The 23,192-nt window shown below is 71.0% G+C and carries 19 protein-coding genes; 13 read left to right on the top strand and 6 right to left on the bottom strand.

Annotated features, from left to right (window positions below; all coding sequences use genetic code 11):
- Positions 1-25 precede the first annotated feature (25 nt).
- From KCH48_RS07215 to KCH48_RS07200, 4 genes are all read left to right on the top strand, one after another.
- Positions 26-976 carry a TIM barrel protein gene (locus KCH48_RS07215; RefSeq protein WP_210571290.1) on the top strand — a complete coding sequence of 317 codons (951 nt, stop codon included), beginning with the start codon at positions 26-28 and terminating at the stop codon, positions 974-976.
- A 12-nt stretch (positions 977-988) separates the two neighbouring features.
- Positions 989-2,413, top strand: a complete 1,425-nt coding sequence (locus KCH48_RS07210; protein WP_210571289.1) for a sugar porter family MFS transporter — start codon at positions 989-991, stop codon at positions 2,411-2,413.
- 138 nt (positions 2,414-2,551) lie between these two features.
- Positions 2,552-3,568: a Gfo/Idh/MocA family protein gene (locus tag KCH48_RS07205; protein ID WP_210571288.1), complete on the top strand. Its 1,017-nt coding sequence runs from the start codon at positions 2,552-2,554 to the stop codon at positions 3,566-3,568.
- On the top strand, positions 3,565-4,431 hold the full coding sequence (locus KCH48_RS07200; RefSeq protein WP_210571287.1) for a sugar phosphate isomerase/epimerase family protein: 867 nt from the start codon (positions 3,565-3,567) through the stop codon (positions 4,429-4,431). Before KCH48_RS07205 ends, KCH48_RS07200 begins: the two co-directional genes overlap by 4 nt.
- Here KCH48_RS07200 and KCH48_RS07195 read toward each other — a convergent pair.
- Both KCH48_RS07195 and KCH48_RS07190 read right to left on the bottom strand, forming a co-directional pair.
- Entirely contained in the window at positions 4,421-5,134 is a 714-nt protein-coding gene (locus KCH48_RS07195) for a response regulator (protein WP_210571286.1), read from the bottom strand. The two genes, KCH48_RS07200 and KCH48_RS07195, sit on opposite strands and share 11 nt — an antisense overlap.
- Positions 5,131-6,849 carry an ATP-binding protein gene (locus tag KCH48_RS07190; RefSeq protein WP_210571285.1) on the bottom strand — a complete coding sequence of 573 codons (1,719 nt, stop codon included), beginning with the start codon at positions 6,847-6,849 and terminating at the stop codon, positions 5,131-5,133. The genes KCH48_RS07195 and KCH48_RS07190 overlap by 4 nt, the downstream gene beginning before the upstream one ends.
- A 218-nt stretch (positions 6,850-7,067) precedes the next feature.
- Here KCH48_RS07190 and KCH48_RS07185 point away from each other — a divergent pair, with 218 nt between their 5' ends.
- From KCH48_RS07185 to KCH48_RS07170, 4 genes are all read left to right on the top strand, one after another.
- Positions 7,068-8,054: a tripartite tricarboxylate transporter substrate binding protein gene (locus KCH48_RS07185; RefSeq protein WP_210571500.1), complete on the top strand. Its 987-nt coding sequence runs from the start codon at positions 7,068-7,070 to the stop codon at positions 8,052-8,054.
- Positions 8,054-8,587, top strand: a complete 534-nt coding sequence (locus tag KCH48_RS07180) for a tripartite tricarboxylate transporter TctB family protein (RefSeq protein WP_210571284.1) — start codon at positions 8,054-8,056, stop codon at positions 8,585-8,587. The genes KCH48_RS07185 and KCH48_RS07180 overlap by 1 nt, the downstream gene beginning before the upstream one ends.
- Before the next feature lies 1 nt (position 8,588).
- Entirely contained in the window at positions 8,589-10,082 is a 1,494-nt protein-coding gene (locus KCH48_RS07175; protein WP_210571283.1) for a tripartite tricarboxylate transporter permease, read from the top strand.
- Between the two features lie 166 nt (positions 10,083-10,248).
- The gene (locus KCH48_RS07170; protein ID WP_210571282.1) at positions 10,249-11,247 is read left to right on the top strand and encodes a serine protease; all 999 of its coding nucleotides are present in this window, start codon (positions 10,249-10,251) and stop codon (positions 11,245-11,247) included.
- A 52-nt stretch (positions 11,248-11,299) separates the two neighbouring features.
- On the opposite strand, the gene KCH48_RS07165 is transcribed toward KCH48_RS07170, so the two are convergent.
- Entirely contained in the window at positions 11,300-12,940 is a 1,641-nt protein-coding gene (locus tag KCH48_RS07165; RefSeq protein WP_210571281.1) for a thiamine pyrophosphate-binding protein, read from the bottom strand.
- Positions 12,937-13,722 carry a cyclase family protein gene (locus tag KCH48_RS07160; protein ID WP_210571280.1) on the bottom strand — a complete coding sequence of 262 codons (786 nt, stop codon included), beginning with the start codon at positions 13,720-13,722 and terminating at the stop codon, positions 12,937-12,939. The genes KCH48_RS07165 and KCH48_RS07160 overlap by 4 nt, the downstream gene beginning before the upstream one ends.
- 66 nt (positions 13,723-13,788) lie before the next feature.
- On the opposite strand from KCH48_RS07160, the gene KCH48_RS07155 reads away from it, so the two are divergent.
- The gene (locus tag KCH48_RS07155; RefSeq protein WP_210571279.1) at positions 13,789-14,967 is read left to right on the top strand and encodes a cytochrome P450; all 1,179 of its coding nucleotides are present in this window, start codon (positions 13,789-13,791) and stop codon (positions 14,965-14,967) included.
- Between the two features lie 108 nt (positions 14,968-15,075).
- On the opposite strand, the gene KCH48_RS07150 is transcribed toward KCH48_RS07155, so the two are convergent.
- Complete coding sequence (locus tag KCH48_RS07150) at positions 15,076-16,098, bottom strand: LacI family DNA-binding transcriptional regulator (protein ID WP_210571499.1); 1,023 nt, start codon at positions 16,096-16,098, stop codon at positions 15,076-15,078.
- Positions 16,099-16,227: 129 nt separating this feature from the next.
- Here KCH48_RS07150 and KCH48_RS07145 point away from each other — a divergent pair, with 129 nt between their 5' ends.
- From KCH48_RS07145 to KCH48_RS07135, 3 genes are all read left to right on the top strand, one after another.
- Entirely contained in the window at positions 16,228-18,084 is a 1,857-nt protein-coding gene (locus KCH48_RS07145; RefSeq protein WP_210571278.1) for a glycoside hydrolase family 2 protein, read from the top strand.
- A 63-nt stretch (positions 18,085-18,147) separates the two neighbouring features.
- Entirely contained in the window at positions 18,148-19,599 is a 1,452-nt protein-coding gene (locus tag KCH48_RS07140; protein WP_210571277.1) for a glycoside hydrolase family 43 protein, read from the top strand.
- A 36-nt stretch (positions 19,600-19,635) separates the two neighbouring features.
- On the top strand, positions 19,636-20,994 hold the full coding sequence (locus tag KCH48_RS07135) for a family 43 glycosylhydrolase (RefSeq protein WP_210571276.1): 1,359 nt from the start codon (positions 19,636-19,638) through the stop codon (positions 20,992-20,994).
- A gap of 9 nt (positions 20,995-21,003) precedes the next feature.
- Here KCH48_RS07135 and KCH48_RS07130 read toward each other — a convergent pair whose 3' ends face one another.
- Complete coding sequence (locus KCH48_RS07130; protein WP_210571275.1) at positions 21,004-22,110, bottom strand: NAD(P)/FAD-dependent oxidoreductase; 1,107 nt, start codon at positions 22,108-22,110, stop codon at positions 21,004-21,006.
- Between the two features lie 118 nt (positions 22,111-22,228).
- On the opposite strand from KCH48_RS07130, the gene KCH48_RS07125 reads away from it, so the two are divergent.
- Positions 22,229-23,185: a GlxA family transcriptional regulator gene (locus KCH48_RS07125; protein ID WP_210571274.1), complete on the top strand. Its 957-nt coding sequence runs from the start codon at positions 22,229-22,231 to the stop codon at positions 23,183-23,185.
- The last annotated feature ends 7 nt before the right edge of the window (positions 23,186-23,192 follow it).

Genomic DNA, 23,192 nt, shown 5'->3' with positions numbered 1-23,192 from the left:
GATGCCCCCATCGAAAGGCACCGCCATGGCAACGGCGCCATCGCCGCTCCGCACCACCGCAGGCAACCTCTGCCTGGGCTCCGCCCCCGACTCCTGGGGCGTCTGGTTCCCCGAGGACGAGCACCAGGTGTCGTACACCCGCTTCCTCGACGAGCTGGCCGCGGCCGGCTACCAGTGGCTCGAACTCGGCCCGTACGGCTACCTCCCCACCGATCCCCAGCGGCTGAAGGACGAACTCGACGCCCGCGGACTACAGGTCTCCGGCGGCACCGCCTTCGGCGCGCTGCACCGGCCCGAGGTCTGGGACGAGATGCTCGCGCACGTCCGCCAGGTCGCGACGCTGACCGCCGCCGCGGGCGCCCACCACCTGGTCCTCATCCCGCCGATGTACCGGGACGAGAAGACCGGCGCGTTCACGGAGCCGCCCGAGCTGACCGCCCAACAGTGGGCCGGGTTCGGCAAGGCCGCCGACCGGCTCGGGAAGCTGCTGCTCGACGAGTACGACGTACGGCTCGTCGTCCATCCGCACGCCGACAGCCACATCCAGACGCAGCCGGAGATCGAACGGCTGCTGAACGAGTCGGACTCCCGCTACACCAATCTGTGCCTGGACACCGGGCACGTCGCCTACGGCGGCGGCGACAACCTCGACCTGATCCGCCGGTTCGGCGAGCGCGTCGGCTACGTGCACATCAAGCAGATGGACCCGGAGATCCTCGCCCAGGTCGCCGCCGAGAACCTCTCCTTCGGTGAGGCCGTCAAGCGCGGGGTGTGCGTGTCGCCGCCCGCCGGTGTGCCCAAGCCCGCCGATGTCGTGGCCGAACTGGCGCAGCTCGACGCGGAGTTGTTCGTGATCGTCGAGCAGGACCTGTACCCGTGCGCTCCCGAGGTGCCGCTGCCCATCGCGGTGCGCACGCGTGAGCATCTGTCCGGGTGCGGCCTGTCCGGTACGCGACGTCCGACCGTCGACCGGTAAGGGGGGGCTGCCATGGACGTCAGGAACGACGCGATCACAGCAGCCGTCACGCCGGCGGACGACCCTCCGCCGGCCGTCTCCCGCAGGCTGCGGCTCATCACGATCATCGCCACCTTCGGCGGACTGCTCTTCGGTTACGACACCGGCGTCATCAACGGCGCGCTGCCGTACATGACGGACGACCTGGGTCTGACCGCGGTCACCGAGGGCATGGTCACCAGTTCGCTGCTGCTGGGCGCGGCCCTGGGCGCGGTGGCCGGCGGACGGCTGTCGGACGCGCGGGGACGGCGCCGTACGATCCTCGTTCTCGCGGTGCTGTTCTTCGTCGGTGCGCTCGGCTGCACGCTCGCGCCCACCACCGCGGTCATGGTCGTGGCCCGGTTCGTGCTGGGTCTCGCGGTCGGCGGCGCCTCGGTGACCGTGCCCGTGTATCTCGCGGAGATCTCCCCCGCCGAGCGGCGCGGCGCGCTGGTGACGCGGAACGAACTCATGATCGTCAGCGGCCAGTTGCTGGCGTTCACCTCGAACGCGATCATCGCCCGGGTGGGCGGCGAGTCCGGCGGTGTCTGGCGCTGGATGCTGGTGATCGCCACGATCCCGGCCGTGGTGCTGTGGTTCGGCATGCTGGTCATGCCGGAGAGCCCGCGGTGGCTCGCCTCCAAGACGCGCTTCGGCGAGGCCCTCGAAGTACTCAAGCAGGTGCGGTCGCAGCAGCGGGCGGAGGCCGAACTGGCCGAGGTGTCCGCGCTCGCGGTCAAGGAGGAGCAGGAGAAGCTCGGCGGCTGGCAGGACATGAAGGCCACCCCGTGGATCCGCAAGCTGATGTTCGTCGGCTTCGGCATCGCGATCGTGCAGCAGATCACCGGCGTCAACACGATCATGTACTACGGCACTCAGATCCTCACCGACGCCGGCTTCGCCGCCGACAGCGCGCTGACCGCGAACATCGCCAACGGCGTGATCTCGGTGCTGGCCACCTTCGTCGGCATCTGGCTGCTGAGCCGGGTGAACCGCCGCCCGATGCTGATGACCGGTCAGATCGGCACCACCGCGGCCCTGTTGCTGATCGGCGTGTTCTCCCTGGTGCTGCCCTCCGGTGACGGACGGGCGTATGCCGTGCTCGCCATGACGGTCACCTTCCTCGCCTTCCAGCAGGGCGCGATCTCGCCGGTGACCTGGCTGATGCTGTCGGAGATCTTCCCGATGCGGATGCGTGGCTTCGGGATGGGCGTCGCGGCCGTGGTGCTGTGGCTGACCAACTTCGCGATCGGTCTGGTCTTCCCGTCCCTGGTCTCCGGGATCGGGATCTCCAACACCTTCTTCCTCTTCGTGGTGGCGGGAATCTTCTCGCTCATCTTCGTGAAGCTCTACGTCCCCGAGACCAAGGGCCGCTCACTGGAAACCCTCGAAGCCGAACTCCGGGCGCGCTACGCGTAGGCGCTCCGCTGGATATGCGGTTTTTTCGCCGCGGGCCGGTGGGGGCTGGTCGCGCCCACGCGAATTGACACAGCCCCGCGCCCCTGCGGGGCGCGTTCCGCACCCGACTTGCCGAGACCGCTTAGTTAGGAAACGTCCATGAATGTACGTGTAGGAGTCGTCGGCGCCGGCTGGATCGGCAAGGAGCACATCCGGCGGCTCACCGACACCGTCGCCGGCGCCCGTGTCACCGCGGTCACCGATATCGACGCCGCCCGCGCCGCGGAGGCAGCGGCGCCGGTCGGTGCTCGTGTGCTGCCCGACGGGGCTTCCGTAGTCGCCGACGCCGACGTGGACGCCGTTCTCGTGACGTCCTGGGGGCCGAGCCACGCCGAGCATGTGCTGAACGCGATAGCCGCGGGGAAGCCGGTGTTCTGCGAGAAGCCCCTCGCGACGACCGCCGAGGACTGTCTGAAGATCATCGAGGCGGAGACGGCACATGGCCGCCGCCTGGTCCAGGTCGGCTTCATGCGCCGCTACGACGCCGGATACCGGCAGATGAAGCAGGTCATCGACGCCGGCCGGATCGGTGAGCCGCTGATCGTGCACTGCGCCCACCGCAACCCGACCGTCCCGGAGTCGTACGTCTCCTCCATGGCCGCCCTGGACACGGCGGTGCACGAGGTGGACGTGCTGCGCTGGCTGCTCGACGACGAGATCGTCTCCACGCAGGTGGTCACCCCGCGCGCCACGAGCAAACGGTTCGCGCACCTGAGGGACCCGCAGATCATGCTCTTCGAGACCGCCAAGGGCGTCCGTATCGACCTGGAGGTCTTCGTCAACTGCCAGTACGGATACGACATCCAGTGCGAGGCGGTCGGCGAGGAAGGGCTCGTCCGGCTGCCCGACCCGGCCGCGGTCGGTGTGCGCGGCGCGGGACAGCACAGCACGGAGGTCCTCACGGACTGGGTGGGCCGGTTCGCCGACGCCTTCGACACCGAGTTCCGTGAGTGGATCGCCGCGGTCGCGTCCGGTTCCGAGCCCACCGGCCCGTCCGCGTGGGACGGCTACGCCGCCACCGTCATCACCAGCGCGACCGTCGAGGCCCTGGAGTCGGGCCGCGTCGTCGCCACGGACCTCAAGCCCCGCCCGACCCTCTACGGAGGCGCCGCATGAAGATCGCCCTCGACCCGTACATGCTCCGCGCGCTGCCGATCGACGAGATGGTGCGCACCGTCGCCGAACTCGGCTACGAGTACATCGAGTTGTCGCCGCGCGACGACTTCATGCCGTTCTTCCTGCACCCACGGGCGGACGACGAGCGGATCGCGGAGCTGAAGAACTCCCTGCGCGCACACGGTGTCCAGCTGTCCTCCGTGCTGCCGCTGTACAAGTGGTCCTCGCCCGACGAGACCGAGCGGCAGGCCGCCGTCCGCTACTGGAAGCGGATGATCGAGATCACCGCCGACCTCGAATGCCCGCTGATGAACAGCGAGTTCAACGGCCGACCGGAGCGCGCCGCCGAGAGCGAGGCCGCGTTCTGGCGCTCGCTGGAGGAGCTGCTGCCGGTGTTCGAGCGGGAAGGCATCGCTCTGAACCTGGAGGCGCACCCGGACGACTTCTGTGAGGAGAACACCCCGGCCGTCGATCTCGTCCGCGCGATCAACAAGCCCTGGGTGAACTACCTGTACTGCGCCCCGCACACCTTCCACCTCTCGGGAGCGGACCCGAAGGCCGATATCGCGGCGATGATGCGCTACGCGGGCGACAAGCTCCAGCACGTGCACATCGCGGACTCCTTCAACCACAAGGGTTCCTCGGGCCTGCGCTACATCCTCAACCCGCCCGGCACCCCGGCCCGTATCCACCAGCACCTCGACATCGGCCAGGGCGAGGTCGACTGGGACGCCTTCTTCGGCACCCTGCGGGAGCTGGACTTCGACGGCGTCGCCACGTCGTGCGTCTTCGCCTGGGAGGAACGGGCCCGCGACTCCTCGGCGTTCATGCTGGACCGCATCCGCAAGGAGCTCACCGCATGACGGCGGGCTGCCCGCGGAACCGGTAGCGGCGTTCGGGGCGCCCTGCCGCGCCGTAACGCAGGGAGACCTCCGCATGGCCGGTGGTGTGGAAGTACTCCAGGTAGCGTCGGGCGCTCACCCGGGAGACACCGGTCAGCGTCGCGCACTCGGAGGCCGACAGGGTGCCGGCGCAGTCGCGGAGGGTGCGCTCGATGAGGTCGGCGGTCTCCACGCTCATGCCCTTGGGCAGCGGGCTGACCGCCGGCACCGGTGCCGTTCCTCCGGCCATGACCCGGTCCACGTCGGCCTGGCTGCGGACGACCGTGGTGAGCAGCCGGCCGCGCTGGGCGGCGTAGCGCTCAAGGCGGGAGCGCAGGTCCTGGAACTCGAACGGTTTCAGCAGGTAGTCGACGACACCGCGGCGCACGGCCCTGCGTACCGTGTCGCCCTCCCGCGCGGCGGTGATCACGATGATGTCGCAGTCGTGGCCGGCGGTACGCAGCCGGGGGATGACGTCGAGGCCGAAGACGTCGGGCAGGTAGAGGTCGAGCAGGACGACGTCCGGGCGGAGTGCGTCGACGGCGGCGATGGCCTCCTCGCCGGTGGTGGCGACGCCGACGACGGTGAAGGGCGGGACGCGTTCGACGAAGGTGCGATGGACTCTGGCCACCATGAAGTCGTCGTCGACGATGAGGACGCCTATCCGGTTCGGGTCGTCGGTCATGTCGCTCCTTCCGCCACCGCGTCGGTGAGGTGGCTGACGGTCATGCGCGCGGTGAACATGGCCCCGTCGGGGGTGTTGGTCACCGAGATCTCACCGCCGTGACGTTCGCAGACCAGCCGGGTCAGCGCCAGGCCTATGCCGCGCTCGCCCTCCTGGGCGGCCTTGGTGGTGAAGCCGTGCTGGAACACTTCCTGGGCGAGTTCGGGTGCCACGCCGGGACCTGAATCCCGTACGACGATCTCCACACTGGAGGCGTCCTGCCGCAGCCCGACCTCGACCCAGCGTCCGCCGTCGTGCGCCGCGGCGTCCACGGCGTTGTCGACGAGGTTGCCGACCACGGTCGCCACGTCGGCGGCGTCCTCCGGGGTGAGCCGGTCGAGCGCGGTGTCGTCCGAGATCCGCAGCGTGACCTTCCGTTCGGCGGCGAGGGATGCCTTCGCGGTCAGCAGGGCGGCGACGGCGGTGTCGCGGACGCGGCGGCTGAGGGTGATGTCCAGCGACTGCCGGTGCCGGCTCAGGGCGCGGATGTAGCGGACGACCTCGTCCTGTTCGCCGATCTGGATGAGCCCGGAGATGGTGTGCAGCTGGTTGGCGAACTCGTGGGCCTGCGCGCGCAGCAGCTCCGACGAACTGCGGAAGGAGCCGATCTCCCGCTCCAGACGGGCGAGTTCGGTGCGGTCCCGCAGGGTGGTGACGGAGCCGAGCAGTCGGCCGTCCTTGGTCACGGTCATCCGGTTCATCACCAGGACCCGGCCGTGGCGTACGACGACCTGGTCCCGCTCGTCGGGCGTGGCCCCGGCGAGGACGTCCCGCAGCCGCCCCTCGATGCCGAGCTGGTCAAGGCTCCGGCCCACGCACTCCTCGGGCAGGTCGAGCAGGGTCCGGCCCATCTCGTTGACGAGGGTCAGCCGGGCCGCCGGGTCCAGGGCGATCACGCCCTCGGCGATGCCGTACAGCATGGCCTCGCGGTGTTCGGCCAGCCCGGTGATCTCGCGGGGCTCCAGGCCGAGCGTCTGCCGCTTCACGCGCCGGGCGAGCAGCCAGGAGCCGGCCACGCCGAGGCCGCTGGCGATGCCCAGGTAGGCGAGGAGGTAGGAGGACGCGCCGCTGAGGCGCTGCCACACCGTCGGGTCGGCCTCGCCGATCATCACCGTGCCGAGGTGCCGGCCGAGGTTCTGCCGCGTCGCCCCGAGGACGGGCACCTGGGCCACCAGCTCGTGGCTGCCGTCCAGTGTCAGCGGCCCCGACCAGCCGCGCCCCGCCGCGGCGCCCTCGCCGAGGGGCAGCCGGTCGCCGATCACCGTGGCGTTGGTGGAACTGACGATCCGGCCCCCGGCGTCGGCCACAGTCACCGAGGTGACCCCGGACTGGGTCTGCATGGAGTTCACCAGCGGGGCGAGGCGCTTCGCTGGGGGTGCCGCGATGGGTCGTGGGTCGTCTGCGGCACCGTCGTGGCTGGTCGCGCAGTTCCCCGCGCCCCTTTGGGGCGCTGTAGAACCGCAGCCGACCGGCTGGGCGAGCTCGCTGCGCACCAGGGGCGTTGCGGCCAGCTGCTCGGCCAGCGCGGCGACGCGGCGGCCCTCGACGCGGTTGAAGGTCGCCTCGGACTGGGCAAGGGAGACGGCGGCGACTGCCACCAACACGACCACGACGATGGCGAGTTGGAGCACCAGCATCTCGCCCGCGAGGGTCTGGCGACGGAAGGTGGTGACCACGACCTGCTCAATCTCTGACCTGGTGGTTCGGGTGCCGGGACGGCCCCATGATGGCCTTGGCCAGGGAGCGGGGGAAGACATGCGTCGCCGCCCTCCCGCTGACACAAAGACCAAAACCTCCGTTGGTTCCGGAAGCGAGACAGGCCGTCGCCGCCCGTGCACCATGTGGCCCACATCACGCTCCACAAACCCGCATCGACCGACAGGTGGTGGCACTCGTGCGTCTGCGCACCCCGCTCGCCCTGCTCGGGGCCGCCGTGCTGGTCCTGGTGGCACCGCCGCTGCTGACCACCGGCAGCGACTCCGACACCGGCACGCAGATCCCGGGCCTGCGCTTCATGGTCCCCAACACCCCCGGCGGCGGCTACGACATCACCGCCCGGACCGCCGCGAAGAACGCCGAGGACGCCGACCTCACACACTCCATCGAGGTGTTCAACCTGCCCGGCGCCGGCGGCACCGTCGGCCTGACCCGGCTGGTGGGCGAGCACGGCAACGGCAAGCTGGCGATGTCCATGGGGCTCGGGGTGGTGGGCGCGGCCCGCTCCAACCACGCGCCCAAGACCCTCGCCGACACCACCCCGATCGCCCGGCTCACCGAGGAGCAGGACGTGGTCGTGGTCGCCAAGGACTCCCCGTACAAGACGATCGACGATCTCATCAAGGCGTGGAAGGCCGACCCGGGCAAGATTCCGGTCGGCGGCGGCTCCTCGCCCGGCGGGCCCGACCATCTCGCGCCGATGCTGATGGCGCGGGCCGCGGGCATCGCGCCGAAGGAGGTCAACTACATCCCCTTCGACGGCGGCGGTGAGCTGCTCGCCTCGATCCTCGGCAACAAGGTCGGCTTCGGGGTGTCCGGCGTCGGCGAGTACCTCGACCAGATCAAGGCGGGCGAGCTGCGGGTGCTCGCGGTCACCGGCCCGGAGCGCGTCGACGAACTCAAGGACGCGCCCACGCTCAAGGAGTCCGGCTACGACGTGAACTTCACCAACTGGCGCGGCATCGTCGCCCCGCCCGGCCTGTCCGCCGCCGAACGCGAGAAGCTCACCCGGCTCCTCGAGGAGCTCCACGACTCCCCCGAGTGGCAGAAGTCCCTGGAGCAGAACGGCTGGGAGGACGCCTTCCTGACCGGCGAGGAGTTCGGCGACTTCCTGGACGCCCAGGACAAGCGCGTGGTGTCGGTGCTGAAGGAGCTGGGACTGTAATGACGCAGACGGACACTCCCCCCGCCGAGCCGGCCGAGCGGCGCTCGTGGCTGCGCGAGCACTCCGAACTCGGCGTCTGCGTCCTGCTGTTGGCGCTCGGCGTGCTGGTGCTGACCGACGCGCTGACGATGGACGTCGACATCGCCCAGCGCGGTCCCGTCGGCCCGAAGACCGTGCCGATCGTCGTCGGCATCGGGCTTCTCGTCATCGCCGCGCTCCTCGCCGTGGACGTGCTGCGCGGCGGCCGTGGCCAGGCGGAGACCGGCGAGGACATCGACCTGTCCGAACCCGCCGACGGGCGCACGGTGTTGCTGCTCGCCGGGGTGTTCCTCGGTGCCGCCGTCCTCATCGAGCCGCTGGGATTCCCCGCCGCGGGCGCGCTGCTGTTCTGGGGCGCCGCCTTCACCCTCGGCAGCCGGCGCATCGACCGCGACCCGCTCATCGCGGCCGTGCTCTCCCTCGTCACCTACGCCGTCTTCAACTACCTGCTCGGAGTGCCGCTGCCCGGTGGCCCCCTGATGGGAGCGCTGTGACATGAACGCCCTCAACTCCCTTCTGGACGGCTTCGGTACGGCCCTCACTCCGATCAATCTGCTGTGGGCGGCCCTCGGTGTGCTGCTCGGCACCGCGATCGGGGTGCTGCCCGGCATCGGGCCCGCGATGGCGGTCGCGCTGCTGCTGCCGGTGACGTACGGACTCGACCCGATCGCCGCGTTCATCATGTTCGCGGGGATCTACTACGGCGCGATGTTCGGTGGCTCCACCACCTCGATCCTGCTCAACACGCCCGGCGAGAGCGCCGCCGTGGTCGCGGCCATGGAGGGCAACCCCATGGCCAAGTCGGGGCGTGGCTCGCAGGCTCTCGCGGCTGCCGCCATCGGGCACTTCGCGGGCGGCCTGATCGGCACGATCCTGCTGGTGGCTTTGGCGCCGACGGTCGCCGATCTGGCCGTGGACATCGGCGCTCCGGACTACTTCGCCATCATGGTGCTGGCGTTCATCGCCGTGACGTCGGTCCTCGGCTCGTCCCGGATCCGGGGGCTCGCCTCCCTGCTGATCGGCCTGACGCTCGGTCTGGTGGGCCTGGACCAGATGACCGGGCAGCAGCGTCTCACCTTCGGTTCGCTCCAACTCGCCGACGGCATCGACGTGGTGATCGTGGCGGTGGGGCTCTTCGCGATCGGCGAGGCGCTGTGGGTCGCGGCGCATCTGCGGCGCAATCCGGGCGAGCCGATCCCGGTGGGCCGCCCGTGGCTGGGCCGCGGGGATGTGCGGCGGACGTGGAAGTCGTGGCTGCGCGGCCCGTTCATCGGCTTCCCGTTCGGCGCGATTCCGGCGGGCGGCGCGGAGATCCCCACCTTCCTGTCGTACGTGACCGAGAAGCGTCTGTCGAAGCACAAGGACGAGTGGGGCAAGGGCGCCATCGAGGGTGTCGCGGGACCGGAGTCGGCGGCGTCGGCCTCGGCGGCGGGCACGCTGGTGTCGATGCTGACGCTGGGCCTGCCGACGACGGCGGTCGCCGCGGTGATGCTGGCCGCGTTCCAGCAGTACGGCATCCAGCCCGGACCGCTGCTGTTCGAGCGCGAACCGGAGCTGGTGTGGGGCCTGATCGCCTCGCTCTTCGTCGGCATGGTGCTGCTGCTCGCGCTCAACCTGCCGCTGGCACCGCTGTGGGCGAAGCTGCTGCGCATTCCGCGGCCGTATCTGTACGCGGGGATCCTGTTCTTCGCGATGGTCGGCGCGTACGCGGTCGGCGGCGAGGTCATCGACCTGGTCACCCTGCTGGTCATCGGGCTGATCGGGTTCGGTATGCGGCGCTATGGCCTGCCGATCCTGCCGGCCGTCATCGGCATGATCCTCGGCCCGAACGCCGAGCAACAGCTGCGGCGTGCCCTGCAGATCAGCGACGGCAGTGTGTCGGGGCTGGTCAACACGCCGTTCGCGGTGACCGTTTACGCGGTGGTCGTGCTGCTGCTGGTGTGGCCGCTGCTCAGGAAGCTCGTGGTCCGGAGCGGCGCCAAGGCCTGACCCATGCGGACTTTGTGGATTTTCGGCCATGGTTATGGCGTGCACCTGCCCAGACGCCGCTTCTTGGTGGCACGCTGCTTTGAACTGCGCACGCAGTAACACCCCTGCCCACCCGGGCGGATGGTCCCCGCCGCCCGGTCGTCCCCCCACCGCAGAAGGAGACCGCGTGATAGGCAGATTCCGCACATCCGGCGGCGCCCGCGTCCGCCGCAGCGTCCTCGGCGCGCTGGCCGGCGTCGCCGCCCTCCTGGCCACGGGTGTCACCGCCGCCCCGGCCGGTGCCGCCACTCCGGAACCGGGAGCGGTGCCCCTCGCGGCGCAGGAACGCGCCCGTGACTTCTGGACCCCGGAGCGGATGCGGCAGGCCGTCCCGCTCGACGTCCTGTCCGTCGACCGCTCCGACGTGACAGCCTCGACCCCGCGCCAGGGCAAGAAGTCCGTCGTCGCGCCGAGCGCCCCGGCCTCCCCCGTCGGAGCCCTGGCCATCCCCAACGGCGGTGGCCCCTGGACCGGCGGCGGGGCCGTGGTGAAGACCGCGGGCCGGGTCTTCTTCACCTACCAGGGCCGCACCGCGTCCTGCTCCGGCAACGCGGTCACCAGCGCCAACAAGAGCACGGTGATGACCGCCGGCCACTGTGTGAAGCTGGAGGGTTCCTGGCACACCAACTGGGTGTTCGTGCCCGGGTACCACGACGGACAGGCGCCGTACGGCAGGTGGTCGGCGTCCAAGACGCTGTCCACGCCGCAGTGGACGGCCAGTGAGGACATCAACTACGACGTCGGCGCGGCCGTGGTCGCCCCGCTCGACGGCAAGAACCTCACCGACGTCGTCGGCGGCCAGGGCCTGGCCTTCAACACCGGCTACAACAAGGCGATGTACGCCTTCGGCTTCCCCGCCGCCGCCCCCTACGACGGCGAGAAATTCATCTACTGCAGCGGCACCACCTACCGGGACTTCCTGCTGTCCAGCGACCACGGCATGACCTGCGACATGACCGGCGGCTCCAGCGGAGGCCCCTGGTTCACCCAGTTCGACGAGGCGACCGGAACCGGTCTGCAGTCCTCGGTGAACAGCTTCAAGTACAACTTCCTGCCGAACGCGATGTACGGGCCGGTCTTCGGCGCGGACGCGCAGAACCTGTATCAGACCGCCCAGTCGTCCTGACGGGCCGTTCCGGCCGCGCGGGAGCCTACGGGCTGCCGCGCGGCCTTCTGCTTCAGTGCCCCCGGAACGCCTCCTCCAGCCACCAAGAGCCGTGATCTCGCACGACCTTGGCGTCGATGAGCAGAGGTGCGGAGCGCGGCCCGGCCACCCAGTCCGCTACGGCCTTCAGGTCCGCCCGCGAGCGCACGGTGACCGCGTCGAAGCCGTACCCCCGCGCCACGGCGGCGATGTCCGTCGGCGGGAACTCGACCAGGTCGAGCGGGTGTCCGCCGGGCCCGAAGTGGTGCACCTCCGCTCCATAGGCGTCGTCGTTGTAGACGACGACCACCATCGGCAGCCCGAGCCGGCGGACCGTGTCGAGGTCTGCGGCGCCCATCAGCGCGCCGCCGTCCCCGAGCGCGGCCACGGGAAGCCGGTCCGGCCGGGCCAGCGCCGCGCCGATCGTGGTCGCCAGCCCCAGGCCGATCGACTGGAAGGCCTGGGTGAAGCAGAAGCCGTGCTGGTCGGGCACCGACAGGTACATGCTGGGGTAGCCCATGAAGTTGCCGGAGTCCACGCCGACGACCCGCTCGCCGGGGAGGATGTCGTCGAGCGCGATGCTCAGCGTCCGCGGGTCGATCCGCTCACGGCCGCTCGTGTCGTCGTACGGCACGTCCCGCCAGCGCACGCGTGCGGCGATGTCCGCGCCGACCTCGGGGGTGCGGTAGCCCTGCCGTGGACCGCCGCCCGCGTCGAGCAGGAGCCGTGCCGTCCGTGTCACGTCGCCGGTGACGCCGAGGTCGAGCGTCCGGTGCGCGCCGAGCGCTGACGTGTCGTCGTCGACCTGGACGACCTTCGCCTCCGGGCCGATCAGCCGGCCGTGCCGCATGGTCCACATGTTCAGCGCGCAGCCCCAGCCGACGATCAGGTCCGCGCCCTGGATCAGTTCGGCGGCCACGGGGGACGCGAAGCCGCCGGACACGTCGAGCGACCAGGGGTTGCCGTGGAACAGGCCGCGGGCGACGGCCGACGTCGCGAGCAGCGCGCCGTGGTGCTCGGCGAGCGCTTCGAGGGCGTCCCGGCCGCCGGGCCCGCGTGCTCCCCGCCCGGCGACGAACACCGGGTGCCGGGCCTGCTCCAACAGCCGTGCCAGCGCGGCCATTTCGGCCGCCGACGGTTCGACCGGCGCTCGTTCCGGTGGCGCGGCGGCCTGCGCCAGGGCGCCGTCCGGCACGTCCAGGGACTGCACCGGCAGGGGGAGGTTGAGCAGGACGGTGCGGCGCTCGTGCAGGGCGCGCCGTACGGCGGCGCAGGTCTGCTCGACCGCCTCCGCGGCGGACGTGATCCGCTCCGTGACCGCGCCGACCGCGTGTGCCAGTGCCTCCTGGTCGACGTAGAAGTTCGACTTCGGCTCGGTCACCTCCGCCGCGAGCACGACGAGGGGCGTACGGCTCTTGGCCGCCTCGGCGATCCCGGTGACGGCGTTCGTCAGGCCGGGCCCCTGGTGCACGCTCAGCGCCGGGACCGTGCCGCTGATCCGCGCGTACGCGTCGGCCATGGTCGCCGCGCCGCCCTCGTGGCGGGCGGCGACGAACCGCGCGCCCGCCGCGACCATGGCGTTGGTCGGGTGGAAGTTGCCCGATCCGACCACCCCGAAGACCTGCTCGACCCCGGCCGCCACCAGCGCCCGGCCGACCGCCTCCGCGACCTTCATGAGCGCTCCACCAGCGCGAGCACCCGCGCGGGAGCTCCGGAGCCGGTGACGATGGGCAGGGGTCCGGCGATGACGACGGCGCCGGTCGGCGGCAGGGCGGCCAGGTTCCGCAACTGGGTGAGCCCGTACTTGTCGCTGCCCATGAGATAGGAGTGGCACGGGAACATCGGGTCGAACGAGTGGGCGCCTCCGGCGTCGGTCCCCACCGTCTCGACGCCGAGGCCGATCACCGCGGACTCCTCGGCCACCCAGCGGGCGCATTCCGGCGACAGGCCCGGGGTGTGCGGCCCGTTCTCGTCCGCGTTGAGGAAGGCCTCCTGGGTGTCCGAGCGGGCGTCCCAGCCGGTGCGCAGCAGCAGCCAACCGCCGTCGGGCAGCGGGCCGTTCTCAGCTTCCCAGGCCTTCACATGGTCCACTTCGACGAGGAAGTCCGGGTCGGCGTCCGCTTCGGCGGTGAAGTCCAGCACGGCCGCCGGTGCGATCAGCCGACGCGCCGGCACCGAGGCCACGTCGGCGAGGTCCTTGCCGGTGACCCAGTGGTTCGGTGCGTCGAAGTGGGTGCCGGTGTGCTCGCCGCTGCGGAAGTTGTTCCAGTACCAGGCCGGTCCCCGGTCGTCGTACCGGCTGATCTCCTCCAGGGCGAACACGGCGGTCTGGCCGAACTCGGGCGGCAGCTGGATCACCGGGGTCGACGACGACAGCGGCGACGTCAGGTCGACGACCTCGATCGAGCCGCTCCGCAGCCCGGACACCAGCGAAGCGAGGACGGACGGCTCGGGCATGGCGGCCTCCTGAGACGATGCTGGAGCCGGAACTCCACGTACGGGGACAGGAACAGGGCAGCTCCCATGGTGACAGCAGATCGCTTTCCACTCGGCTCCGCGACCACGCTCGCCGAGCTGGAGGCGGACCCCCACCCCAGGCTGGCCCTGCTGCGTGCCCACGAGCCGGTCTCCTGGCTCCCCGCGCTGGGCGGCTGGCTGGTGACCCGGCGGGATCTCGCATTGCGGGTGATGCGGGACGCGGACACCTTCACCGTGGACGACCCCCGCTTCTCCACCGCCCAGGTGGTCGGTCCCAGCATGCTCTCCCTGGAAGGCGCCGAGCACGCGCGGCACCGCGCTCCCTTCACCGATCCGTTCCGCACGCGCGATGTGCGGGACCGGTTCGCCGGGTTCGTGGCGGACGAAGCGGCCCGGCTCGTGGCGACGGTCCGGCCGCGGGGCCGCGCCGAGCTGCGGCGGGAGGTGGCCGGGCCGCTGGCCGTCGCCGTCGTCGCCGAGTCCCTGGGGCTGGTCGACGCCGATGCCAAGGCGGTGCTGTCCTGGTACGACGCCATCGTGGGTGCGGTCTCCGACATCTCCGCGGGACGGCCCTCGGATCCTGCCGGAGCGGCGGCCTTCGACGAGTTGAGGGACAGCGTCGAGGCGACGGTCACCGCGGGGGTCGATACGTCGCTGCTGGTCGCGGCGGCCGAACGGCTCAAGCTGCCGGAGGTGGTCGCCAACGCCGCCGTGCTGATGTTCGGCGGCATCGAGACCACCGAGGGCATGATCGCCAACGCGGTACTGCACCTGCTGTCCGAGCCCGCTCAACTCGCGCTGCTGCGGGACGATCCGGGCCTGGTCGACGCGGCGATCGAGGAGTCGCTGCGCCTGGAGCCCGCCGCGGCGGTCGTCGACCGCTACGCCACCGCCGACGTGACGATCGGCGGGGCCGAGGTGCGCCGCGGGGATCTCGTGGTCGTCTCGCTGGCCGGCGCCAACCGTGACCCCGAGGTCTTCCCGGACCCCGACCGTTTCGACCTGCGACGCCCCAACTCCCGTCTCCAGCTGGCCTTCGCCCACGGCCCGCACTTCTGCCTGGGCGCCCATCTCGCCCGGCTGGAGACCCGCGTCTGCCTCCTCACGCTCCTCGACCGTCTGCCCGGACTGCGCCTCGACGCCGCCGCGTCCACCGCACCCAGCGGCCTGCTCTTCCGTAAGCCCTCGGCAGTACACGTCCGTTGGGACACCGCGGAGGCGTGACGTCGCGGCCGGTCTCCCCCGCCCGTCCCGGACACCGCACGTCCCGGACCATCCAGGTGTCGCCGAGCGGACAGCCGATGGCCACGGCGCCCCGCAGCCCCGGCCGGCTCAGCCGCCGGTGCTCTCGCGCACGATGATCCGGTGGCCCGCGACATGGTCCCGCAGCGGACCCGGATCCGGCTCGTCGATGCGCTCCAGCAGCAGGGCCACCGCGGCGCGCGCGATCTCCTGCTTGTCCGGGGCGACGGTCGTCAGACTGGGCACGCTGAACCGGGATGCCTCGATGTCGTCGAAGCCGACCACGTCGAGGTCTCCAGGCACGGTGCGGCCGAGCTCGTGCAGGGCACGCAGCGCGCCCAGGGCCATGTGGTCGTTCAGACACAGCAGCGCGTCCGGGGGTGACGGCCGCCGCATGAGCGCGGTCGCGGCGCGCGCGCCGTCCTGCCAGTGGTATGCCTCCACCGGCAGCACCAGGTCGGCGTCGAAGGGCGACCCGGCCGCCTCAAGAGCCTCTCGGTACCCGTCCGTGCGCAGCCGGTCCGTGCCCTGGCGGCCCCGCACGGCGCCGCCGACGACGGCGATGCGGCGGCGACCGCGCGACAGCAGATACGCGGTGGCCTCGCGGGCGGCCCGTACGTTGTCGATGCCCACGTGGTCGGTGCCGCCCTCGGCGGGCCGTTCGCCGAGCAGGACGACGGGCAGGCGCCGGTCGCGGGTGGCGAGGTCGCGGGGCAGGAGGGAGAGTGGACTGAGGATGACACCGTCGGAGAACTGGGCGTCGAAGCCGTGCAGCGCCGCCAGTTCACGCTCGCGCACGGCCCCGGTCTGGTGCAGCAGCACCGTGCGGCCCCTGCGGTCGGCCTCGGCCATGACGTACTTCGCCAGCTCGGAGAAGTACGCGACGTCGAGTTCGGGGACGGCCAGGGTGATCATGCCGGTGCGGCCCTGGCGCAGCTGGCGTCCGGCGATGTTCACCCGGTAGCCCAGCGCCTCGATCGCCTCCTGGACGGCGGCACGGGTCCGCTCCGAGACATGCTCGAAGTTGTTGATCACGTTGGAGACGGTCTTGGGTGAGACGCCCGCGTACTCCGCCACGTCCTTGATCCTCGGTCTGGCCGCCACGCTGTTCATCCTTCCGCAGGCCGTGATCGTACCGACCATCACGAATCGATTTCGGGCCGGACCAACGTCCTCCCACGCATTTACATCGATGTAAAGGGCATGGTGCCATGTGCCTCGACACTCGAGGCAAGGAGCACCATGCGCGTCCCCCAGTTCTCGGGCCTGCCCCGCCCCGACTACCCGCGGCCGCAGTTCGTGCGCGAGGCCTGGCTCAATCTGAACGGCGAGTGGCAGTTCGAGATCGACCGGTCGGACACCGGTCTCGAACGCGGCCTGCCGGCCCGCGAACTCGCCGACCGCATCCTCGTCCCGTTCTGCCCCGAGTCGGAGCTGTCCGGGATCGGGGAGACCGACTTCATGGAGGCGGTCTGGTACCGGCGCACGGTGACCGTCCCGTCCTCCTGGGCGGATTCTCGGGTGCTGCTGCACTTCGGAGCGGTGGATCACGACGCCACCGTCTGGGTCGACGGCACCGAAGTCGCCCGGCACCGCGGCGGTTTCACCCCGTTCACCGCCGACCTCGGCGAAGTCGCCGTGCCCGGCGAGGAGTTGACGATCGTCGTGCGGGCCCGGGACAGCCGGCACGGTGTGCAGGCCCGGGGCAAGCAGTCCACCTGGTACGCCAACTCGCACTGCCACTACACCCGCACGACAGGCATCTGGCAGACCGTGTGGCTGGAGCCGGTCCCCCGCGACGCCGCCCTGAAGCGGCCCCGCATCACCCCCGACCTGGCCTCCGGTTCCTTCTTCCTGGAGCTGCCGCTGACCGCCAACGCCCCCGGCCACCGGGTGCGCGTCACGCTCGGGGACCACCGGGGCGTCGTCACCACGGCCGAGACCCGCGCCGACCTCGACCTCGCGCCCCGCCTGGTCCTCCCCCTACCCGCCGACCGGCGGCGCGTGTGGTCGCCGCGGGATCCCCATCTGTACGACCTGCGCCTCGAACTCCTCGACGCCGACGGGCAGATCGTGGACGCGGCGGGATCCTACGCCGGCCTGCGCTCGGTCGCCGTCCACGGAAAACGACTGCTGCTCAACGGCGAACCCGTCTTCCAGCGCCTGGTCCTCGACCAGGGGTACTACCCCGACGGGCTGATGACCGCCCCGAGCGACGGCGACCTGGTCCGCGACATCGAACTGGGCCTCGCGGCCGGGTTCAACGGCGCCCGTCTGCACCAGAAGGTCTTCGAGGAGCGCTATCTCTTCCACGCCGACCGGCTGGGCTACCTGGTCTGGGGCGAGTTCGGCGACTGGGGCTGCGAGACGGGCGTACGCGACGACAACCAGCGCCCCGACGCGAGCTATGTCAGCCAGTGGCTGGAGGCCCTGGAGCGGGACTACTCGCACCCCTCGATCGTGGGCTGGTGCCCCCTGAACGAGACCTACCAGCCGCTGCACGACCGCATCACCCGACTCGACGACGTGACCCGCGCGATGTTCCTGGCCACCAAGCAGGCCGACCCCACCCGCCCCGTCATCGACGCGTCCGGCTACGCGCACCGGGTGCCGGAGACCGACGTCTACGACTCCCACTGCTACGAGCAGGACCCGGCCACTTTCGCCAAGACGATGGCGGGCCTGTCGGAGGGCCGGCCGTACGTCAACGCGGCGCCGGACGGCAGGCCGTGGTCGGTGCCGTACCGCGGGCAGCCGTACTTCTGCAGTGAGTTCGGCGGCATCTGGTGGGACCCTCAGGCCGCGGCCGAGGCGGCCGGGAACGAGCACGAGACGTCCTGGGGCTACGGCGAACGCCCACGCACCGCCCGCGAGTTCGTCGAGCGTTTCACCGGCCTGACCGGCGTCCTGCTCGACGACCCGGACATGTTCGGCTACTGCTACACCCAGCTCACGGACGTCTTTCAGGAGCACAACGGCGTCTACCGCTTCGACCGCTCCGAGAAGGTCGACACCACGCTCCTCCGGGACGCCCAGTCCCGACCGGCGGCCTACGAGAACCGGAGCGACGGCAACTCCCGCCGCCCTCCGGCCCGTTGACACCCCGCCTTCCCGCCTCTACCGTCCGAAACGGGACTTACAACGATGTAAGGAGCCGTTTCCATGCGCGCAGGACCCCGTACAGCCCGCCGCGCGGCACTCGCCGCCGCAGTCCTGGCGCTCCTGCTCGGCTTCGTCTCCGCCCCGCCCGCCACCGCCGCACCTCCGGAGCCCGCCGCCTCGGGAACCACGTTCCGCAATCCGCTCAACACCGGCCCGGATCCGTTCGTCACGTACGCGGCAGGGGCGTACTACCTGACCGCCACGCAGGGCGACAGCATCCGCATGTGGCGCTCGCCCTCGCTGAGCACGCTGCTCGCGAGTGAACCCGTGACGGTGTGGACGGACACGGACCCCTCACGCAACCGCAATATCTGGGCACCGGAGTTCTACCGCTTCGGCGACCGCTGGTACCTCTACTACACGGCCGACGACGGCATCGACGACCACCACCGGCTGTACGTACTGGAGTCCGACGGCGCCGACCCGGCGGGCCCGTACCACTTCAGGTCCCGTCTGACGCCGCCGAACCACGCCTCGGACTTCGCGATCGACCCCGGCATCCTGCAGCTCGACGGGCGTCTCTATCTCGCCTACTCCGGGATCAACCAGTACCAGCACAACGGCATCAACATCGCCCCGATGTCGAACCCGTACACCGTCTCGGGCGACGCGGTCGCCATCGACGCCGCCGGTGGCTGCCCCGAGGTCCGGGAGGGCCCGGAGTTCCTGTATCGCAACGGCCGTACCTGGATGACGTATTCGACCTGCGACACGGGCAAGCCGGACTACCAGGTCTGGATGATGTCGCTGCCCGACGGCGCCGATCCGCTCGTGCCCGCCAACTGGACTCAGCATTCCGGACCGGTCTTCTCCCGCGCCGACGACCGCGGGGTGTACGGGCCCGGCCATCACGCCTTCTTCCGCTCCCCCGACGGCACCGAGGACTGGATGGTCTACCACGCCAAGACGACCTCGGCGCTGACCTACACCGACCGCACCACCCGCGCCCAGAAGATCTCCTGGAACGCCGACGGCAGCCCGAATCTCGGCCGGCCGCTCGCCCTGGGCGCGACCCAGAACCTGCCTGCCGGGGATCCAGGGTCCGGCAACCACTGGATCAACGACGACGGTCGCTCGAGCGGTGACGGAGCCGTGGCCTACACGGGCACCTGGAACTCCGGAACCGGCTGCGCCAGCCAGTGCTTCTGGAGCGACGACCACTGGAGCGACCGCGCCGGAAACACCGCCACGTTCTCCTTCACCGGCACCCGGATCGCCCTGCTGTCCGTCCGTGACACCGGCAACGGCATCGCGGCGATCAGCGTCGACGGCGGACCGGAGCAGCGCGTCGACTTCCATGGCGCGATCCGCACCGGCGAGACGCTCCAGTACCTCAGCCCTCGGCTCCCCCATGGCCGCCACACGCTGCGGGTGCGGGTGACCGGGGAGCACAACGCCCAGTCCCGGGCGTCGTTCGTGAGCGTGGACCGGGCCGAGGTGTACACGGACTGACCGGCCCGTCCGGGATACCCCTACGAAAGGAACGCCATGCCGCGCACCCGGTTCCGTATCCTGTCGCGCCGGCTGCTCTCGGTCGTCGCGACGCTCACCCTGGCCTTCCTGTACCTGGGCACAGCCCCGTCCTCGGCCGCCGTCGGCGGTCCGGTCCTCGACCGGGACTTCCCCGATCCGGACGTGGTACGGGTGGGCGGCACCTACCACGCCTTCGCCACCAACGGGGACGGGAAGTACATCCGGCACGCCACCTCCACCGACCTGGTGAACTGGACCGTGGCCGGCGCCGACGCGCTGCCCGCCGTCGGCAGCTGGGCCAAGCCCGACAGGTCGCTGGTCTGGGCGCCCGAAGTCTTCGACAACGGCACCGACTTCACCATGCACTACACCGCCCGGGACCGGGCGAGCGACAAGCAGTGCATCGGCGTCGCCCGGGCCGCGTCACCGGACGGCGCCTTCCGGCCCGTGGGCAACGCACCGCTGGTGTGTCCGGCCGACCTGGGCGGCGCGATCGACGCGGCGTCGTACACCGAGAACGGCCGCCGCTATCTGCTGTGGAAGAACGACGGCAACTGCTGCGGGCGGGACACCTGGCTGTACCTCCAGGAGGTGAGCTGGGACGGCACACGCACCATCGGCTCACCCGTCGGCCTGATCCGCCAGGACCGCCCCTGGGAGGGGATCGTCATCGAGGCGCCGACACTCGTCAAGCGCGCCGGGCACTACGTGCTGTTCTACTCGGCGGACTTCTACGGCGACGACCGCTACAAGACGAGCTATGCCGTGGCCGACAGCCTCACCGGCCCCTACACCAAGGCCGCGGCGCCCCTGATGACGACCGACTCCTTCTCCGGCGCCGTGCGCGGCCCCGGCGGACAGGACGTCGTGACCGGCCCCGACGGCCGCGACCGTATGGTCTTCCACGGCTGGAGCGCCGACCGCTCCCACCGTGCGCTGTACGTGGCCGACCTCGGCTGGGCGAACGGCTATCCCGTGGTCGACGGCAGCAAGGTGATCTACCAGGCGGAGACCGCGGTGGTGCACAACGCCGTGGTCCGGGACGCGGCCGGTGCGCTGGACGGCAGAGCGGTCGGGCACATCGACCACCCCGACAGCTATGTGGAGTTCTCCGTCTTCACCCCGACGACGGGATCCCACACCCTGACCGTCCGCTACGGCAACGGCTCGCTGGACGGCGGCGGTTCGCCGGCCCAGTCCAGCCACACGCTCACCGTCAACGGGAGCGCGGCCGGAGAGGTCCGCTATCCCCACACCGGATGGGACAGCTGGCAGACCGCGAGCGTGAGCGTCGGGTTGAAGGAGGGGTGGAACACCGTACGCCTCGGCAAGGGGCTCCTCTATGCCGAACTGGACAGCGTCGAGGTGGCGTGAGGCGGTCACTCAGGTCGCGGTGTACCCGAGCTGGCGCCTCATGTACGGCGTCATCAGCGTCTTCGCCTTGGCCAGGACGGACGTACGGCTGCCGAGGACCGCGGTGTCGCCGCCCGGCACGGGCAGCACGGTCAATCCGTCGGCCGGGCCGAAGGGCACGATGATCGGGATGCGGTGGCTCTGCCGGTAGAGGCGGGGCTCCTTGCGGTGCCGGCCCGAACTGTTGAGGTAGGTACGGATGTTGTGGGCGGCGAGGTCCGCCTGGGCGAGCGCGGCGGGGGTGATCTTGAGCTCGGTGGCGTCGTTGACGTCGCCGACCGCGAACACGTCCGGCTTCCCCTCGACCCGGAGCATGCGGTCGACCTTGACGTGCCCGGCCGGGTTCAGCCAGTCGCCGTGCCCGGCCAGGCGCAGCCAGAGCGTGTTGGGGGTGGTGCCCGTCGCCCAGAAGGAGAGGTCGGCCTCGACGATGTGGCCGTGGGCGTCGCGGTAGGTGCCGAAGTCGTTGCCGGGCGCCATGAAGGAGTCGAGCCGCACCTCGACGTCATGGGACTCCAGCCAGGCACGGGCCTTGCGCCCGGCGCGCGCGCTGCCGGTGGCGTCGAGCAGCGCCGGCCCGGCATGGGCGAGCGTGACCCGGGCGTCCGGCCGGGCCAGCCGGATCTCGGCGCCGAGCTCGACGCCGGACGGCCCGCCGCCGACGACGAGGATGTGCCGGGCGGCGGCGATGTTCCGCTGGTGCTCGGCGAACGACTTGACCGCCTCCTCGGCCGTGGTGCCGACGAAGCGGGCGGGTTCCGGGTAGTCGGCGCCGGTCGCGATCACCAGCACGTCGTACGGCAGCCGTTCGCCCGTGGCCAGCACCACGTGCCGCTCGCCGGTCTCGACGCGGACCGCCTTGCCGACGACGACATGTCCGTGGCGCAGCAGTCGGTCGTACGGAATGAAGGGCGTCACCGACCACTCCGGGCGCACACCGGCGCGCAGGGAGGCGATGCGGTGGAAGAAGATCTCCTTGCGGTCCACCAGCGTGACCCGTGCCGTCGCGTCCAGCCGTTTCGCCAGCCGGACGCCGGCGTAACCGCCGCCGATCACCACTACGTCGCCGTCATGCACAACGAGTCTCCTGTGCCTGGTGGGGGGAGCGGGTCCGAGCGTAACGCTTGAAACCTAAAGGTTCGGCAAGGGTGTGTGGGCGTTCTGTGAAGCGCGTGCGACTTCGTACTCTGTGACCGTGCCGTCCTCCCGCCCGCATCGTGTCGCCGTTCTCGTGCTCGAGGGTGCGAAGCCGCTCGATGTCGGCATTCCCGCGCAGGTGTTCACGACCCGGGCGAGCATGCCGTACGAGGTGCGGGTGTGCGGCGCGGCGCCCGGTCTCGTGACGGGCGGCGACGGACTGTCGTACCACGTCGCCCATGGCCTCGACACGCTGGCGTGGGCCGACATCGCCTTCGTCCCCGGCTACCGGTTCCCGGACCGCGACGACCCGCCGCGGGCCGTCGTCGACGCGCTGCTCGCCGCCCATGACGGAGGCACGCGGCTGGCGGCCATCTCGACGGGCGCCTTCGCGCTCGCCGCGACGGGCCTGCTCGACGGCAGGCGGGCCACGACGCACTGGCACTACACGCGGGCACTCAAGGAGAGGCATCCGCTCGTCCAGGTCGACGAGAACGTCCTGTTCGTCGACGAGGGCAGCGTGCTGACGTCGGCCGGCGCGGCCTCGGGCATCGACCTGTGCCTGCACATCCTGCGCGGCGACCTCGGGGTGGCCGCGTCGAACCACGCGGCCCGGCGCCTGGTCGCGGCCCCCTATCGCAGCGGCGGCCAGGCGCAGTATGTGCCGCGCAGTGTGCCCGAGCCGCTCGGCGAGCGGTTCGCGGCCACCCGGGAGTGGGCGCTGCACCGGCTCGACGAGCCCCTCAGCCTCGAAGTCCTCGCCCAGCATGCGGCGGTCTCGCCGCGCACGTTCTCACGGCGCTTCGTGGAGGACACCGGGTACACGCCGATGCAGTGGGTCATGCGCGCCCGGATCGACCTGGCCCGTGAGCTGCTGGAGCGTTCGGAGCGGAGCGTCGAGCAGATCGCGGGCGATGTGGGATTGGGCACGGGCGCGAATCTGCGGATGCACTTCCAGCGCATTCTCGGGACCACGCCCAGCGAGTACCGGCGCACGTTCACGCAGGGCGAATAGCCGTCGT

The organism is Streptomyces sp. GESEQ-4 (assembly GCF_017948455.1).
Taxonomy (GTDB): domain Bacteria; phylum Actinomycetota; class Actinomycetes; order Streptomycetales; family Streptomycetaceae; genus Streptomyces.
The sequence above is the reverse complement of the archived record's forward strand: the minus strand, read 5'-3'. Positions and strand labels throughout refer to the sequence as shown.